The organism is Paraburkholderia guartelaensis (genome assembly GCF_004353905.1).
GTDB lineage: Bacteria > Pseudomonadota > Gammaproteobacteria > Burkholderiales > Burkholderiaceae > Paraburkholderia > Paraburkholderia guartelaensis.
On sequence record NZ_SMOD01000015.1, the window covers coordinates 13,914 to 30,197 of the forward strand.

Below are 16,284 nucleotides of genomic sequence, written 5' to 3' on the forward strand. Positions count from 1 at the left end.
GAGTCCTCATGAAACGTGAATCGTCGCTCACCCCGTTTCAGTTGCTGCCCACCTTGCTGCCCGAGATCGAGATCGACGCCGAGACGTTCATCGGCATTCGCCGCCAGATTCATTCGCAGCCCGAACTAGGAATCGAAGTGGGCGCCACGGCGAAGCTCGTCGCCATGCTGCTGGAGAAGTGGGGCTACGAGGTGCATACGGGCATCGGCAAGAGCGGTGTGGTGGGCCAGCTCAAAGTGGGCGACGGCAAGCGGCGCCTCGGCATTCGCGCCGACATGGACGCGCTGCCGATCGTCGAGAACACGGGTCTGCCGTACGCGAGCCAGACGCCCGGCAAGATGCACGCGTGCGGCCACGACGGCCACACGGCCATCCTGCTCGCCGCCGCGAAAACGCTGGCGGAGCGCCGCGATTTCGACGGCACGCTCAACCTGATCTTCCAGCCCGACGAAGAGAACCTGTGCGGCGCGAAGGCGATGATCGAAGACGGTCTGTTCGAGCGCTTTCCCTGCGACGCGGTCTACGCGCTGCACAACATGCCGGGCGTGCCGGCCGGGACGTTTCGCGTGCTGCCGGGCTCGGTGAGCCTGTCATCGGATGTGGCCGACGTGACGCTCAAGGGCGTGGGCGGCCACGGCGCGATGCCGCACCGCGTGAAGGACCCCATCGTGGCCGCGGCGGCCCTTGTGACGGCGCTGCAAACGATCGTCGCGCGCAACGTGGCGCCCGACGAATCCGCGGTGGTGTCCGTGGGCTACATTCGCGGCGGCGCGACCCACAACGTCATCCCGGAGACGGTCACGCTCGGGCTGAACATCCGTGCGGCGCGCGCCGAAACGCGCGCGCTCGTGGAAACGCGCGTGCGCGAGATCGTGGCGCTTACCGCGCAGGCACACGGCGTGGAGGCGCTGATCGACTATCGGCAACTCACGCCGCCGATGGTCAACACGCCGGAAGAAACCGTGCTCGCGCAGCAGGTCTGCGCGGAGCTGGTGGGCGAGGACAACGTGGTCATGCAGGCGCCCAAGGGCTTGAATGGCAGCGAGGACTTCGCCTGGATGCTCAACGCGGTGCCCGGTTGCTACCTGCTGCTCGGCAACGGAGAAGGGGAGTTCGGCGGCTGCATGGTGCACAACCCGGGCTACGACTTCAACGACCAGGTGCTGCCGCTCGGCGCGGCGTGCTGGGTGCGGCTTGCCCAGCGGTTTCTCGTGGCGTGACGAGGCGCAATTCGTTAGTCATTCGAATCATCTTCGTGGGCGGCCAGTAGTTCGGGAGTCAGGCCCAGCCGCTCGCGCAGATCGGCCCAGCCGCGCGGCGTGACCTGTACCGCGCGCGACGCACTGGTGCGCCGCATCCAGCCGCGTTCGCACAGCAGCGTGAGAAAGGCCACGCCGAGCGGCCCGGCCAGATGATGCTGGCGCTCGGTCCAGTCGAGGCATTGGCGCGCAATGCCATGACGCCCCGGCTTGAGCGCGGCGACGTCGAGCCCGAGTTCGCCAAACCACGCCGTGCCTGCGGGCGTCACCGCGAAGCGTTTGTCCGCTTGCGCCGTGATGAGCCCGGCATCCGTGAGGCGCTCGGTGATCGCCACGCCGACCTGGCCCGCGAGATGGTCATAGCAGCAGCGCGCGAAGCGCAAGTCCCGTGCCTCGCGGCCAAGCGGCTTGCGGCGCACCGGCGCGCGCGCGCCGACCGCCGCGAGGTTTTCGAGCAAGGTGGCGACCTGGGCGTCCGCGAGCCGGTAGTAGCGATGGCGGCCTTCCTTTTCCACGGCGAGCAGCCCGCCGTCCAGCAGCTTCGCCAGATGGCTGCTCGCGGTTTGTGCAGTCACGCCGGCCGCGTAAGCCAGTTCGCCGGCGGGCAGCGCGCGGCCATCGGCGAGCGCCATCAGCATCGCGGCGCGCGCGGGGTCGGCGATCAGGAATGCCGTGGCCGACACCCTCGGGTGCGTGTTCATGCCATTCATGCGTTTCTCCAAAACATACGCATAGCGTAACGCGCGAGCAGGATCGCATGTTTCGACACGCATCGAAGCATCGCCACTGCCGTGCGCCCGATACTGGGCTCGTGACCGGCGCCCCACGCGCGCCGGCGTAGCGGGAGAGCCTATGCAAATGCACGAGACGCACGAGACACAAGAGACACAAGCGACGCACAGCCGCGAACAGCAACGCCGGGTGCTGTGGGCCACGAGCATCAGTTATGTCGTGGTGATCCTCGACACCTCGATCGTCAATGTCGCGCTGGAGCGCATCGGTGCGAGTCTTGCCGGCGGCGTGGCCGGCCTGCAATGGGTCGTGAACGCTTATACGCTCACGTTCGCGAGCCTGCTGCTGTCGGGCGGCACGCTCGGCGACCGGCTCGGCGCGCGTCAGATCTATATGGCCGGGCTCGCGGTCTTCACCGCGGCTTCGGCATTGTGCGGCGCCGCGCCGAGCCTTGCGCTGCTCACGCTCGGACGCGTGCTGCAAGGCGTAGGGGCGGCACTGCTCGTGCCCGCATCGATGGCGATCATCAACGGCGCGTGCGCCAATGCGCGCGAGCGTGCCGCCGCCTTCGGCGTGTGGGCCGGGCTGGGCGGTGTCGCCATGGCGGCGGGCCCGCTGCTGGGCGGCGTGCTGATCGGCCTCGTCGGCTGGCGCAGCATCTTTCTGCTCAACGTGCCGGTGTGCCTCGCAGGCATCGTCATGGCCGCGCGCGTGGCGCCGCAGCCACGCCCGGGCGCGCCGCGCCGGCTCGATCTCGCGGGGCAGGCCGCGGCCATTGCGGCGCTCGCGCTGCTCAATGCCGCCATCATCGAGGCGCCTGCGCACGGCTGGCGTGCCCCGCTCGTTGCGGGCGGTCTCGTGCTGGCCTGCGGAGCGGCGATCAGCTTCGTCGCGCTCGAAAAACACTGCGCGCAGCCGATGCTGCCGCTCGGCTTCTTCCGCGATAGCGTGTTCACGGCGGCCGTGCTGGTCTCGATGATTTCGGCGTTCACGTTCTACGGTTTGCTATTCGGACTCAGCCTGTATCTCCAGCAGGAGCGCGGCTACACGCCGTTGCGTGCGGGCCTCGCCTTCCTGCCGCTCACGGTGGTGGTGCCGCTCGGCAGTCTGCTTTCGCGGCGCGCGGTGGCGTGGCTAGGACCGCGCGCGTTGGTCGCGCTTGCGTGCCTGCTCGCGGGAGTGGGTTATCTCGGCGCGGCGGTTTGCAGCACGACGGCGCGCTACGACTTGCTGGCCTTGCCGCTGCCGGCCATCGGTTTCGCCGCGAGCCTCATCACGCCCGCGGCCACGGCGGCGCTCATGGCGACGGTCGATCAGGGCCGCGCGGGCGTCGCGGCCGGCGTGCTCAACGCCGCCCGGCAGACTGGCGCTGCGCTCGGCGTGGCCGTGGCGGGCGCCATGATCGCGGGGCGCGCGTCGATCGGTGCGGGCATGCGCGTGAATCTGCTGATCGCAGCCGTGCTCTCGGCAGGCGGTGCGTGGGTATGGTGGCGTGCGTGGTTCCACCACGCTGCGCACGCCGCCCAGTCGCACGTCGCGAAGAAGACGCGCGCCGGGTAGCCGCGCGCCTGACTCCTCCCCGCGCGCTCCTCGATCATTCGCTGCGCATTCTGGGATAAAGTGCCGTTGCATGCATCGCGCATTCGCGCGGGCCGTGCGCCATAGGAGGAGTTTGTCATGGCCGAATACGGGCAACATCCCTCGTCCGTGCTGACGCTCAAGAGCGCCCACGACTTCGACACGACGATCGCGCGCCTGAAGGCCGCGCTGGCCAAGGCGGGCGCGGATATCTTCGCCGACGTCGACCAGCGCGAAGCCGCCGAGACCGCCGGGCTCAGCCTGCGCCGCACGCGTCTCATCCTGTTCGGCAATCCGAAGGCGGGTACGCCCGTCATGGTGGCCAACCCGCATGCGGCGGTGGAGTTGCCGCTGCGCATGGTGATCTGGGAAGACAACGAAGGCCACACGCGGCTCGACTATCGCGACGTCTCGCAGACGCTTGGTCCGCTCTATGGCATCGACACCGAAGTGCTCGTGCCGCTGCAGCGCGTGGTGGGGCTGCTGCAGGTTGCCGTGCAATAAGCGGCAAACGAGCGGCGCGCCTCACGCCAGTACCTTCGGCCGGCGCCTGAGCGCCTATCTTCGGCGGACGCTTAGAAATTGACAGGCGCGGCGCGCTTCGCTTAACGTAGGTGCCTTGCGACTTCACCCGGCGAGCGGGCGAAGCGCGTCGCCCGCCGCTGCCTCGATCCGCCGATGACCTCCCGCGCAGAAGACCCCGACGATCCGCCACGCGATCGCGCCGGGGCATCCGACTCGACTCCCGCTGCTTCACCCGCGGCATCGCCTGCCGCTTCCCGCACGCAGCGAGCGCTACCCGAAAACCCGCACGATGCCGAGGTCGCGCAGCATTGGCGGCGCAATCTCGCTGTCTGCGTGGCGGGCTCGTTCACGACGCTCGTCGCCATGACGCTGATGCTGCCGTTCCTGCCGCTCTACGTGGAGGAACTGGGCGTGCGCGGCCACGCGGCGATCGTGCAGTGGTCGGGCATTGCGTACAGCGCGACGTTCTTCACGGCCGCGCTCGTCGCTCCCGTGTGGGGACGCCTCGGCGACCGCTACGGCCGCAAGCCCATGCTCGTGCGCGCCAGCCTCGGCATGGCGGTCACGATGTCGCTCATCGGCATGTCGCGCAATATCTGGCAGCTCGTCGCGCTGCGTTTGCTCGCGGGTTTCGCGGGCGGCTATTCGTCGGGCTCGACCATCCTCGTCGCCACGCAAACGCCGCGTCACCGTTCGGCGTGGGCGCTCGGTGTGCTCTCGTCGGGCGTCATGGCCGGCAATCTCATCGGGCCGCTGCTGGGCGGCTCGCTGCCGCCGCTCATCGGCCTGCGCGCGACGTTCTGGGCCGCGGGCGCAACGATCTTCGTGGCCTTCATCGCGACCTGCGTGTTCGTGAAAGAAGCGCCGCGTCCCGCGCGCGTAGCACATGCCGCGCAGAAAGGCGGCTGGTCCGCGCTGCCCGACAAGCGCCCGATCGTCGCCATGCTCGTGACCGGCATGCTGCTGATGCTCGCCAACATGTCGATCGAACCCATCATCACCGTGTACGTGGCGACGATCGTGCACGACCCCGCGCGCGTGACGTTCGTCGCGGGCCTCGCGATGTCGGCGGCGGCGCTCGGCAGCATCGTCGCGGCTTCGCGGCTCGGGCGCGTAGCGGACCGTATAGGGCACGCGAAAGTGATCGTCGCGGCCCTGGCGGCCTCGGCGTTGCTGCTCGTGCCGCAGGCGTTCGTCACAGCGGGCTGGCAACTCGTCGCGCTGCGCTTTCTCATGGGTGTGTCGCTCGCGGCGCTTTTGCCGTGCATCGCGACAGTCATTCGTCACAGCGCGCCGGACCATGCCGCAGGCAGCGTGCTCGGCTATTCGGTATCGGCGCAATTCGCGGGGCAGGTGCTGGGGCCGCTGATCGGCGGCTTCGTCGGCGGGCATCTGGGCATGCGCGCCGTGTTCCTCGGCACGAGCCTGCTGATGCTGGCGGGCGCGCTGTTTACGTGGCGCGCGGTGGGTTTCGCCCGGCGCGTGTAAAGCGGCGGCGAGGCCGCGCGCAGGCGTTGAAAAATCGAAAGGCGAGGGCGGCGGATCGTGCGCGCCGCCGCCTCGGTTTCATCGGCGCTCGTTCAGCGGGCGCGGGTCAATGACCGAAGAACACGTCGCAATCGGGACGCGGCCAGCACATCTTGCCCGTGCGATGGCCCGAGGCGCTGTGCGTATCGGGCGTGCCGCCATACGACATGTCGGTGCTGGCCTGAGCCGAAGCATCGGCATCGTCGGTCATTGTCTGATGCGCGCGTTCCTGCGAAACGGGTTCGTCCTTCGCGCGCGCCGTGCCGGGCGCAACGGCTGCCACGGCCGCCACGCATGTGGCGATCAATGCCAGGCGTAATGTCATATCAACCTCCTTTCTCGAGTTCGTGAGTGCGCCTTCGCGGCAACGACGAAGTCACTGCGAGATAACTGCGGAGTGACTCCGCGGCGAAGGTGCGCGCGAGCGAGAGGCAAAGCCTTAGGCCGCACACTCATCTGGAAAGTCGGGATGCCTGCGCGCAGCGCACGGCTGCCGAACGTCTTAGCTCACTGCTCACGAAGGAAGCGCGCCCACGCATTCGGGGGCGGCACAGCGCGGCGCGACGCAAGAAGAAGGGGCGAGCGGGCGCGCAGAGAACATCCGCACTGTCATTTCAGTTATAGCTCGCGCCGCACGGAGTGCAATGGGCTGAACCCCGGTCCCCGACGCGGACCGAATCCAGGGCCGAATCCAGAACCCCGCACACACGGTCACCCCAGCGATGCTTTCGATTTTGAAAACGAGTGAAAGTATTCGGAAATTAAATGGTCGCCGTGTAGTCATCTTGCGATGTTGTAATGCGCTCGCTCTGATGTAAGGCGCATTGGAGCCCGTTCGCAGGATGGATGGGCGCCGCCTGAACGGCGCGGCGGCAGGGCGCACTTGTGCGCGCCGCGCCTGAAGGACTCTAAAAAGCAACTCAAACAATCGATGGAGCCTAATTACATGTTGTATCGCCGAGCATTACTCGCCCTGCCTTGTGCGGGCCTCGCTGCCGCATTGTTTGCATGTGGCAGCAGCAATACGAATTCGGGGACGTCTGCCGCAGCCGCGTCGGCGCAGGATACGCTGACGACGGCCACGCCGATCAAGCACCTCGTCGTGATTTACGGCGAGAACGTTTCGTTCGACCACTACTTCGCCACCTACCCGAGCGCCACGAACCCGAGCGGCGAGCCGACCTTCACGGCCGCCTCGGGCACGCCGACGGTCAATGGCCTCACCACCGCGCTGATCAACTCGAACGGCAACGCGAACACGACGCTCAACGGCACGAACGCTTCGGCGCCGTTCCGTCTCGATCGCACGCAAGCCGCCACGGCCGACCAGAACCACGCCTACACGGCCGAGCAGCAGGCTGGCGACAACGGCCTGCTCGACCTGTTCCCGACGTACACGGGTAAGGGCACGAGCGGCGGCGCGGGCGCCTTCGGCACGAAGGGCCAGGTGATGGGCTATTACGACGGCAATACCGTCACGGCGCTGTGGAACTACGCGCAGAGCTTCGCGATGAGCGACAACGCATGGACCACGACCTACGGTCCGTCGACGCCGGGCGCGCTCGAAGTCGTCTCGGGCCAGACCAACGGTCTCGAACTCGTGAACACGTCGAAGCTGCCTTCGACGGTTGCGGTGCCGAGCTACTACATCGAAGACGGCGCAGGCGGCCTGACGATGATGGGCGACGTGGATCCGGGCTATGACACGTGCTCGAGCAAGACCGACCAGGGCATGATCAACGCGCAGAACATCGGCGACCTGCTGAACGCGCAGAAGATCACGTGGGGCGGCTTCATGGGCGGCTTCAACCTGCAGACGGTCAACGCCAACGGCACGACGGGCTGCCTGCGCACCACGGTCGCTACGGCCGTGAACGCGGCGACGCCCGACTACAGCCCGCACCACAACTGGTTCCAGTACTTCAAGACGACGGCGAACCCGCAGCATCTGCGCCCGAGTTCGACGGCGGCCATTGGCTCCACGCTCGAAACGGACGGCAAGACGCTCGACCCGGCCAATCACCAGTACGACTCGGACGACTTCTTCGCGGCTGTGAAGGCGGGCAACTTCCCGTCGGTGAGCTTCCTCAAGGCGCCGGCCGCCCAGGACGCGCACGCGGGCTATTCGGACCCGCTCGACGAGCAGCAGTTCGTGACCAAGGTCGTGAACTTCCTGATGCAGCAGCCGGACTGGAAGAACACAGCCGTTGTCGTGACGTATGACGATTCGGACGGCTGGTACGACCACCAGTACATGGCGCCGGTGCATTCGTCGATGAACGCGGCCGATCAGCTCAACGGCAACGCAGTGTGCGGCACCGGCACGCAGCCGACGGGTATCGCAGGCTCGCCGGTCAACGGCCGCTGCGGTCCGGGCACGCGCATTCCGTTCCTCGTGATCTCGCCGTGGGCGAAGGCCAATTACGTCGACCACACGTTCATCGATCAAGCGTCGGTCGTGCGCTTCATCGAAGACAACTGGCTCGGCGGCGCACGCCTTGGCGGCGGTTCGTTCGACGCAGCCGCAGGCGACATGCGCGCGCTGTTCAACTTTAGCGGTACGGGTAATCTGCCGGTGTTGTATCTCGACGGTACGCTGGGCACGCAGTTGAGCTCCGCGCCGTCGATCTGATCGACGTCCGGCGCGAGGTTCGACCGTTCGCACGCGCTAGTCTCGCGCGTGCAGGGCGGCCGGCCTCGCGCCGTTGTCACGTCGTGTGGCTCTCGCCGCGTTGCACGCCAGCTTCGATGTTCGCTGGGTGCTCGCGGCGTTCAGCTTTTCCTTTTCGTGGTATTTCGCAAAGAAAGATCGAATCATGTCCGAGCTTTCCACTTCGCCGACACCGTCCTCACCCAAACCGCGCAGCGCGGCGAGCCCCACGCGGGTCGTCCTGCGCGTTGCCGCCGCCGTGATCGCGGTCGGCGCACTGGGTTTTTGCGCCTACGCCGTAGCGTTCCCGGCCAACGTGCCCGATGCCGTGGGCGAGGTCGTCGAGAACCTGACCGGCGCGAATCCGCACCCGGTGGTGCTGCAGCGCCCGCCAGTCGCACCGCTTTCGGCGATGGCGCAGCTCGGCAAGCAGCTTTTCTTCGATCCGGCGCTCTCGGGCTCCGGTCAGCAGTCCTGTGCTTCGTGCCATAGCCCCGATCGTTCCTACGGTCCTCCCAACGGGCACGACGTGCAGATGGGCGGCCTCGCGATGAACCAGCAGGGTTATCGCCCGCCGCCTTCGCTCATGTACTTGTACCGTCAACCGAACTTCAGCATCGGTCCCGACCAGGGTGAGGCCGATGACGCGCCGACGGTCGTCCAGCAGGCCAGCGCCGCAGCCGACGTCGTGAAGTCGCAGAAGGTGGCGGGCGGCGCATCGACCTCCGTGGAGATGGTGCCGCAGGGCGGCCTCTTCTGGGACGGGCGCGCCGACACGCTGCAGCAGCAGGCCTATGGCCCGCTGCTCAATCCCGTGGAAATGGCGAACACGAGCATCGAGCAGGTGGCGACGAAGCTCGCAAAAGCGCCGTACGCGAAGCGCTTCACGGAACTGTTCGGAGACCGGATCTTCAGCGACCCGAAGATGGCCGTGGCGGAGGCGATGTTCGCGATCTCGCGCTACCAGGTGGAAGATCAATCGTTCCATCCGTATAACAGCAAATACGATCGCTGGCTCGAAGGCCATGCGCGCCTCTCGCAAGCCGAGCTGCACGGGCTGCGTCTCTTCAACGACCCGAACAAGGCGAACTGCGCGGGCTGCCACCTCTCGAAGCCCGGCAAGGACGGCCTGCCGCCCATGTTCACGGACTACCAGTACGAGGCGCTGGGCGTGCCGCGCAACAACAAGCTCGCGCAGAACAAGGACCCGCACTTCTTCGATCTGGGCGTATGCGGCCCGTTCCGCTCGGACTTCAAGGACCAGACGCAGTACTGCGGCATGTTCCTCACGCCCACGCTGCGCAATTCGGCCACGCGAACGGTGTTTTTCCATAACGGCGTCTACCACAACCTCGACGACGTGATGGCGTTCTACAACGATCGCAATACGGACCCGGGCAAGTTCTATCCGCACGGCTCCGACGGCAAGATCGACAAGTACGACGATATTCCGCCGCAGTTCCAGAAGAACGTGGACGTCACCGATGCGCCGTTCGATCGCAAGTTCGGCGACAAGCCCGCGATGTCGCAAAGCGACATTCAGGACATCATCGCGTTCCTCAAGACGCTCAACGACGATCCGGTGCCGTCGAAGCAATGAGCGGGGCGGGGCAACCCGTCTTCGCAAAGTTCTTCGCAAAGTAAAAGGGGCGTGTCCGGCATTCGCCAGGACACGCCCCTTTTCTTGTTACGGATGCGGCACTAGCCCTTACTTGTCCCCATGGGCAAGATGAATCGTGACGATCACGGAGGCGTCGTCGAGCGCTTCCAGCGCGTGCGTTTCGCCGCCGCCGAGCAGCAGCATGTCGCCGGCGTGCATGGTGCGCGGGTCGCCGTTCACGAAGAAACGGATGACGCCTTCCACGCACTGCACCGTGATCTCGCCGGGCACGCTGTGCTCGGGCAGGCGCTTGCCTGCGGGCAGCACGATGCGTATCACTTCGAGTTGCTGCGCGCGGATCAGGGTGGTCGACTTCGCGTTCTTGAGCGCGCCGCCTAGTGGCCGTACGTCGAAGACCTCACCCGGCGCGGCATGGGGGATGGCCATGACCGCCTCTCAAACGAGCTTCGCGTTGAGCGTGATCTTCGCGTTGTTGGCGAAGAGCTTCGACACCGGGCAGTTCTCTTTGGCGCCCTTCGAAAGCTCGTCGAACTTCGCTTGATCGATGCCGGGAATCTTCGCCGTCATGTCGAGCTGGCAGCTCGTGATGGCGAAGCCTTCGCCCACCTTGTCGAGCGTGACGGTCGATTTCGTCTCGATGCTCTCGGCCGTGAAGCCCGCCTGGGTGAGAAAGAGCGAGAACGCCATCGTGAAGCAGCCCGCGTGCGCCGCGCCGATCAGTTCCTCGGGGTTGGTGCCGGGACCGCCTTCGAAGCGCGAGGCGAAGCCGTAAGGCGCTTCCTTGAGCACGCCGGTTTGCGTCGAGATCGTGCCCTGTCCGTCCTTGATGCCGCCGTGCCATTTTGCCGATGCTGTCTTTTGCATGATGTCGCTCCGCGAGGTTGGGTAACGATGTTGGGTGAAGGACGTGCGGGGCGCGCAATTTGCATACCGCCGCCGCCCCGCAGGGTAGGGTTCAGGGTTGCTTCGGCTGCCATTCGCCCGCGTACCAGGCGGCGGCCTCGTCGATTTCCTCGGGCGTCATGTTGCGCGCGATGTTGCGCATCTGCTCGGAGATGTCGTTATGGCGCGTGCCGTTCGCGAACGCGAGCAACTGCGCCTTCGTGTATGCGGCCGGCAGGCCGTCGAGCCACGGGCTGCCGATCTTGCTGTCCACGGCGCCATGGCAGGACGCGCACGCGGGGATATTGCGCAGCGGTGCGCCGTGCACCACGATGGCGGGCGCGCCGCCATGCAGGTGCGCGATCGGCTGCAGCGAGGCGTAGTAGGCGGCGAGGTCGCGCATGTCCTGGTCGGACAGATCGCGCGCCATGGGCGACATCACCGCGTTCTGGCGGGCGCCTGTCTGGAAGTCGTGCAGTTCCTTGAAGATCACGATGGCGAACTGGCCCGCCAGATTCGGCGAATTGGCCATGCTGATGCCGCGCGGGCCATGGCACATCGTGCAGCGCAGGGCGAGCGTCGCGCCGCGGCCAACCGAGAGCGTCGTCGCGCCATCGAGCATGTGCGGCGTGAGTTCGACCTGGCTCAGCTGGTAGCCCGGCGGCGCCGCCGACCCGACCGGATGCCAATCGCGCGGCACGCCGGCCGCGCTGCAGATCGCCGTCCAGATGCCCTGAAAATACGGATCGCTCTTGGCGGAAGGCAGCCAGATGAAGCCGATCAGCACGGAGACGACGAACACGACGATCGTCGCGCCCACGCTCGTGCGAAACCACACATTGCGAAACGAGAACAGGCGTTCGTCGCTCATCGCTGTGCTCCAATCGGGATCGCGGGCACGGCCGTTTCGGGCGTCGCCAGCAGTTGCGCGATCGGGTAGCCATAGTTGGTGATCGTGAGGGCGACCATCAGCACGACCCACAGCCCGAAGCTATTGAGCGCCACCGGCAGCGTGGCCGACTCGTGCACCGGTTTGCTGAAGCGATATTCCTCGGGCGCGGCCGCCTCGCTGCGATGGCCCTGCAGCAGCACGAGGAAGAACAGCACCGCCGAGGTCACGAGGATCAGGCCGCCAATGGCCGAGAGCACCACGAGCGCGCCCTGGCCCGCGAGCGCCGGGTCGCTGTAGTCGTAATAGGCCATGCGCCGCGGCATGCCCATGAGGCCGACCAGGTGCCACGGAAAGGTCGTCACGATCATGCCGATGAACCACAGCCACAGCTGCCAGCGCATGAGGCGCCAGTTGTTGAGCGCGCGGCCCGTGATCTGCGGCCACAGGTCGTAGGCGATGGCGAAATACATGATGACGATCGCGCCGCCATAGATCAGGTGAAAGTGGCCCGTGATCCACTGCGTGTTGTGCACGGACTGGTCGAGCTGGTAGCTCATGTTGATGAGGCCGCCCGCGCCGCCGAAGCCGAGCATGACGAACGAGAACGCCACGGCGAGCATTTGCGGGTTCTGCCACGGCAGCTTCGCGATCCAGCCGAACGGGCCCTTGCCGCCGCGCAGCCGCCCGGCGATTTCGACCGACGCGCAGATCGTGAACACGGTGAGGAGCGTGGGCACCGAGACGAGCGCCGTGAACACCGACTGCACGAACTTGAAGCCCGAGCCCACCTGCGGATCGGTGAACAGGTGGTGAATCCCGATCGGCATGGCCACCACGAGGAACAGGATGAACGAGATGCGCGCCATCACGTCGCTGTAGAGCCGGCCGCCGATCGCGCGCGGGACGATCGTGTAGTACGCGATATAGGCGGGCACGAGCCAGAAGTAGACGATGGCGTGCAGGGTCCAGGAGAAGAACACGCGCGCGAGGCCCGCGTCGATCGTATTACGCCAGCCGAAGGCCACGGGCAGGATCTGGAACAGCACTTCGATGGCCGCGCCCACCGCGGTCCAGCCCCACAGATACGCGCCCGCCGTGGTCGCGAACATGGCGAGCGGCAGCGGTTTGCCGGGATTCTCGCGCTTCCATTTCGCGGTGTTGATGCCCATCAGCGCGACCCAGACCCACGAGCCCACCACGACGAGCACGACGCCCAGGTAATAGAACACGTTGCCGATCATCGGCGGGTAGAACGTGTAGAGCACGGAGGCGAGGCCGAGCGCCACGGGCACCGAGGCCGTCACCGCGCCGAGCGCGAGCAGGATGAAGCCGAGCCAGGCCCACTTCACGCCCACGAGCGGGCGCTTGAGCGCCAGTTCGCTGACCGCGTAGCCGAAGCCCATCGCGATGAGCGTGGGAAACACATAACCCATCACGGTGCCGTGTTCCGTGACCGAGCGGTAGTACAGCTCGGGGTCGTTGAGCCACGGATGCAGCGGGCTGCGCACGAACATCTGCCACGCGCCGAGCAGCAGCGCCACGCCGAAGACGATGAACGCGAGCCAGAAGTGGGCGAGTACGAGTCGCTTGTTATTTAACACAGCTGAGTCTCCGCGCTGAATTGCCTGCCTGATTCGCCATCTGCATGAAGGCATCCTTGTCGATGACCTTCACGTGGGCCCACATGCCCTGGTGGCCCGTACCGCAGTATTCGTGGCACGGCATGAGGTGGTCGGAGGGTTTGTCGAAAGTCGTGCGGAACGTCGAGATGTAGCCCGGCTCGACCATCGAGTTCAGGTTGGTGTCCGTGATGAGAAAGCCGTGCACGACATCGGAGCTCGTCGCGCGGAACGTGATGGGCGTGTTTGCCGGAACGAGGATGCATTGGGGCGTGAACGAGTATTCCTGCGCGAGAATGCGCACCGTCACGGAACCGTCGGTCTCCACGGCGCTGCCGAGGTTCGACTCGACGAATTCGCCGGAGATGTGCAGCGTTTGCGGATTGACGAGTTCCACGCGCGAGGGCGGCATCATGGCCCAATGCAGGCCCGTGAACACCACCACGGCCACGAGCAGGGAGACGAACGCCACCATGAGAATCGCCCAGCGGCGCTCGACGCGCGCGGCGACTTCGGCACTGGCATGGTTATCGAGCGGATTCGACATGAGGCCGGCCTTTTCTTGTCTGTCTGATCTATTGGATGACGCCGCGCGGCAGGAACACGACGAAGTAGAAGATGAACCAGAGCGCGGCGACGATCGCCGTGGCGATGCCCGCTACCGCGAGCGCGCCGCCCGGGCCGCTGGCCACGATCTCGTCGACCTGTTCGTGTTGCGGGCGCTCGCCCGGTTGTTCGGGTACGGGAGTTTCGATCATCGCAGCCTCAGAAAAGCGGCGCGGAACGCAGCGCGTTCACTTCGTGTTCGGAAACCGGCGTGCCGTGATTGCCCCACGCCGTGCGGATATACGTGACCACGGCCGCCACTTCTTCATCGGAGAGTGACTGCGCGAAGGGCGGCATGCCGTAGGGCATCGGGTTCTTGCGCGTGCCCGGCGCGTAGCCGCCGTTGAGCACCATGCGGATGGGGTTCACGGCCGAGTTCATCTGGATCGACTGGTTGTCGGCGAGCGGCGGGAAGTGCGGCGGCTTGCCCTGGCCTTCGGTGGCGTGGCAGACCGCGCACTGCGACTCGTAGATCTTCCTGCCGAGCGGCACGAGGCGCTGGGCTTCCTCCGTCACGAACGTGCTCTTGGGCGACTTGTCGACCTCGTTGTTGCGGCCCGGCAACGACTTCAGATACACGGCCACGGCGCGTACGTCGTCTTCGGTGAGGTACTGGAAGCTGTCGTAGACCACTTCGGCCATCGGGCCGTACACGGCGCCGCGCTTCGACACGCCCGCGTGCAGCAGATCGACGATGTCCTCGATGCTCCAGTCGCCAAGGCCCGCTTCCTTGTTCGAGGTGAGCGAAGGCGCGTACCAGTTCTGCACGGGAATCAGACCGCCCTCGAATGCCTTCGAGGGCGAGTTGCCGCCCAGCGCGTTGATGGCCGTATGGCACATCGTGCAGTGGCCGAGGCCTTCCACGAGATAGGCGCCGCGATTCCATTCGGCAGACTGGGTCGGGTCGGGCTTGAACTCGCCCTGGCGGAAGAACAGCGTGCGCCAGCCGAGCAGCAGCGCGCGCTTGTTATACGGGAAGCGCAGGTCGTGCGGGCGGTTCTCCTTGTGCACGGGCTGCGTGGAAAGCAGGTACGCGAAGATGGCGTCCGAGTCCGCGCGTGTCACTTTGGTGTACGACGCGAACGGCATGGCCGGATAGAGCAGCGTGCCGTCGCGCGACTTGCCCTCGTGCAGCATGCGGTAGAACTCGTCGGCGGTCCACGCGCCGATGCCGAAGGTCTTGTCCGACGAGATGTTCGGCGTGTAGAGCGTGCCGAACGGCGTTTCCATCGGGCGACCGCCGCCAAACATCTGCTCGGAAGGCACCGTGTGGCACGCAATGCAGTCGCCGGCGCGCGCGAGGTATTCGCCGCGCGCGATCAGTTCGGCGTTGTGCGCGAGCGGCTTCGCGTTGGCCGCGGCTGCCGCCGCGGCGGCGCTCGCCGCGTCCGCTGCGTTCGCGCTGGGCGCGGCCGTTTGCGCGAGCGCGACCGCGGCGCCCATGCAGAGCGTGGCGGCCGCGAGCGAAAGACGCGTCGCGAGTGGCTTGGACGATGACGGGAGAAGGGATCGAAGTCTGCGCACGTCGAGGCCCCGGCTAGTTATGGACGCTGCCGCACGCGAGCGGCAGCGGCGAGGCTGCCGCCGGCGTCGTATCGGCGGGCGCGGGTTGCGACGAGAGCCAGGCCGCGATCGCGGTGATGTCGCGGTCGGCGAGACGGGTGGCGATGTCGTGCATGCAGTCGGGTGCGGCGGCTCGGCGCGTGCCGTAGCGGAACGCGCCGAGTTGCGCGCTGATGTAGTTCGCATGCAGACCCACGAGGCCCGGAATGGCTGGCTGCATGCCCGTGAGCGAGGCGCCGTGGCAGCCTGCGCAGGCGGGCACGTTGCGCTTGCTGTCGCCGTTCATGACGAGCGTTTTACCGAGGGCGAGCGTGGCCGCGTCGACCGTGGGTTTGGCGGGCGGCGGATAGGGCGGGTGCTGCTGCGAGAAGAATTCCGCGATCTGCTTGAGGTAGGCGTCGGGCAGATACGCCAGCAGATAGTTCATGGGCGGGTAGCTGCGGCCGCCGTCGCGGAAGGCGACGAGCTGGTTGAACAGATACCCCGCCGGCTTGCCCGCGAGACGCGGGAAGTAGTCGTTGTCGGTGCCTTCGCCGTGTGCGCCGTGACAGGCCGCGCAACCCATCACGCGGGCCTGCATCGTGTCAGGCGCGGGCTCGGCGGGCGGCGCCGCGAGGAGCGGCGCCCATGGCAGCGCGAGCGCAAGGATGATCAGGACGATGCGGGTTCTCAATGATTCCCTCGTTGCGGATGGTGACTACACAAACGCGTTGCGATTCGATATCAGTTGAGGCGTCGTCCGTGGGGGATTCTCATTGTGTAAGACGGCCGGGCGCGCACCTTTTCGAGGAGATTATCGGAGAACGCCGACTTGTGCAGCCAGGATGTGC

At 66.5% G+C, this 16,284-nt stretch carries 16 protein-coding genes; 6 read left to right on the top strand and 10 right to left on the bottom strand.

The genetic code is table 11. The features are described 5' to 3' along the window. Positions 1 to 8: 8 nt before the first annotated feature. Entirely contained in the window at positions 9 to 1,220 is a 1,212-nt protein-coding gene (locus E1N52_RS20430; protein ID WP_133184550.1) for a M20 aminoacylase family protein, read from the top strand. A gap of 14 nt (positions 1,221 to 1,234) precedes the next feature. On the opposite strand, the gene E1N52_RS20435 is transcribed toward E1N52_RS20430, so the two are convergent. Beyond that, the gene (locus E1N52_RS20435; protein ID WP_246089152.1) at positions 1,235 to 1,969 is read right to left on the bottom strand and encodes an ArsR/SmtB family transcription factor; all 735 of its coding nucleotides are present in this window, start codon (positions 1,967 to 1,969) and stop codon (positions 1,235 to 1,237) included. A gap of 142 nt (positions 1,970 to 2,111) precedes the next feature. On the opposite strand from E1N52_RS20435, the gene E1N52_RS20440 reads away from it, so the two are divergent. The 3 genes from E1N52_RS20440 to E1N52_RS20450 all read left to right on the top strand — a co-directional run bounded on the left by E1N52_RS20440 (position 2,112) and on the right by E1N52_RS20450 (position 5,582). Then, positions 2,112 to 3,551, top strand: a complete 1,440-nt coding sequence (locus E1N52_RS20440) for an MFS transporter (RefSeq protein WP_133184551.1) — start codon at positions 2,112 to 2,114, stop codon at positions 3,549 to 3,551. A gap of 117 nt (positions 3,552 to 3,668) precedes the next feature. Beyond that, positions 3,669 to 4,073, top strand: a complete 405-nt coding sequence (locus E1N52_RS20445) for a DUF302 domain-containing protein (RefSeq protein WP_133184552.1) — start codon at positions 3,669 to 3,671, stop codon at positions 4,071 to 4,073. 174 nt (positions 4,074 to 4,247) lie between these two features. Then, complete coding sequence (locus tag E1N52_RS20450) at positions 4,248 to 5,582, top strand: multidrug efflux MFS transporter (protein WP_133184553.1); 1,335 nt, start codon at positions 4,248 to 4,250, stop codon at positions 5,580 to 5,582. Positions 5,583 to 5,688: 106 nt separating this feature from the next. On the opposite strand, the gene E1N52_RS20455 is transcribed toward E1N52_RS20450, so the two are convergent. Next, positions 5,689 to 5,946 carry a hypothetical protein gene (locus E1N52_RS20455; protein ID WP_069267086.1) on the bottom strand — a complete coding sequence of 86 codons (258 nt, stop codon included), beginning with the start codon at positions 5,944 to 5,946 and terminating at the stop codon, positions 5,689 to 5,691. 624 nt (positions 5,947 to 6,570) lie between these two features. On the opposite strand from E1N52_RS20455, the gene E1N52_RS20460 reads away from it, so the two are divergent. Beyond that, on the top strand, positions 6,571 to 8,253 hold the full coding sequence (locus E1N52_RS20460) for a phospholipase C (RefSeq protein ID WP_133184700.1): 1,683 nt from the start codon (positions 6,571 to 6,573) through the stop codon (positions 8,251 to 8,253). A 184-nt stretch (positions 8,254 to 8,437) separates the two neighbouring features. Continuing rightward, the gene (locus E1N52_RS20465) at positions 8,438 to 9,871 is read left to right on the top strand and encodes a cytochrome-c peroxidase (protein WP_133184554.1); all 1,434 of its coding nucleotides are present in this window, start codon (positions 8,438 to 8,440) and stop codon (positions 9,869 to 9,871) included. Positions 9,872 to 9,979: 108 nt separating this feature from the next. Here E1N52_RS20465 and E1N52_RS20470 read toward each other — a convergent pair whose 3' ends face one another. The 8 genes from E1N52_RS20470 to E1N52_RS20505 form a co-directional block, all read right to left on the bottom strand. Then, a complete protein-coding gene (locus E1N52_RS20470; RefSeq protein ID WP_133184555.1) occupies positions 9,980 to 10,318 on the bottom strand; it encodes a cupin domain-containing protein in 339 nt (112 codons plus the stop codon). A gap of 9 nt (positions 10,319 to 10,327) precedes the next feature. Beyond that, the gene (locus tag E1N52_RS20475) at positions 10,328 to 10,756 is read right to left on the bottom strand and encodes an OsmC family protein (RefSeq protein WP_042260258.1); all 429 of its coding nucleotides are present in this window, start codon (positions 10,754 to 10,756) and stop codon (positions 10,328 to 10,330) included. A gap of 91 nt (positions 10,757 to 10,847) precedes the next feature. Continuing rightward, positions 10,848 to 11,645 (bottom strand): c-type cytochrome, encoded by a 798-nt coding sequence (locus E1N52_RS20480; RefSeq protein WP_133184556.1) that lies wholly within the window; start codon positions 11,643 to 11,645, stop codon positions 10,848 to 10,850. Beyond that, complete coding sequence (locus E1N52_RS20485) at positions 11,642 to 13,267, bottom strand: b(o/a)3-type cytochrome-c oxidase subunit 1 (RefSeq protein ID WP_133184557.1); 1,626 nt, start codon at positions 13,265 to 13,267, stop codon at positions 11,642 to 11,644. Before E1N52_RS20485 ends, E1N52_RS20480 begins: the two co-directional genes overlap by 4 nt. Then, a complete protein-coding gene (locus tag E1N52_RS20490) occupies positions 13,257 to 13,832 on the bottom strand; it encodes a cupredoxin domain-containing protein (protein WP_133184558.1) in 576 nt (191 codons plus the stop codon). The genes E1N52_RS20485 and E1N52_RS20490 overlap by 11 nt, the downstream gene beginning before the upstream one ends. A 28-nt stretch (positions 13,833 to 13,860) precedes the next feature. Continuing rightward, positions 13,861 to 14,043, bottom strand: coding sequence for a hypothetical protein (locus E1N52_RS20495; protein WP_028206326.1), 183 nt, complete (start codon positions 14,041 to 14,043; stop codon positions 13,861 to 13,863). A 7-nt stretch (positions 14,044 to 14,050) separates the two neighbouring features. After that, entirely contained in the window at positions 14,051 to 15,334 is a 1,284-nt protein-coding gene (locus E1N52_RS20500; RefSeq protein ID WP_133184701.1) for a c-type cytochrome, read from the bottom strand. A gap of 94 nt (positions 15,335 to 15,428) precedes the next feature. Continuing rightward, the gene (locus tag E1N52_RS20505; RefSeq protein ID WP_133184702.1) at positions 15,429 to 16,034 is read right to left on the bottom strand and encodes a c-type cytochrome; all 606 of its coding nucleotides are present in this window, start codon (positions 16,032 to 16,034) and stop codon (positions 15,429 to 15,431) included. Between the last annotated feature and the right edge of the window lie 250 nt (positions 16,035 to 16,284).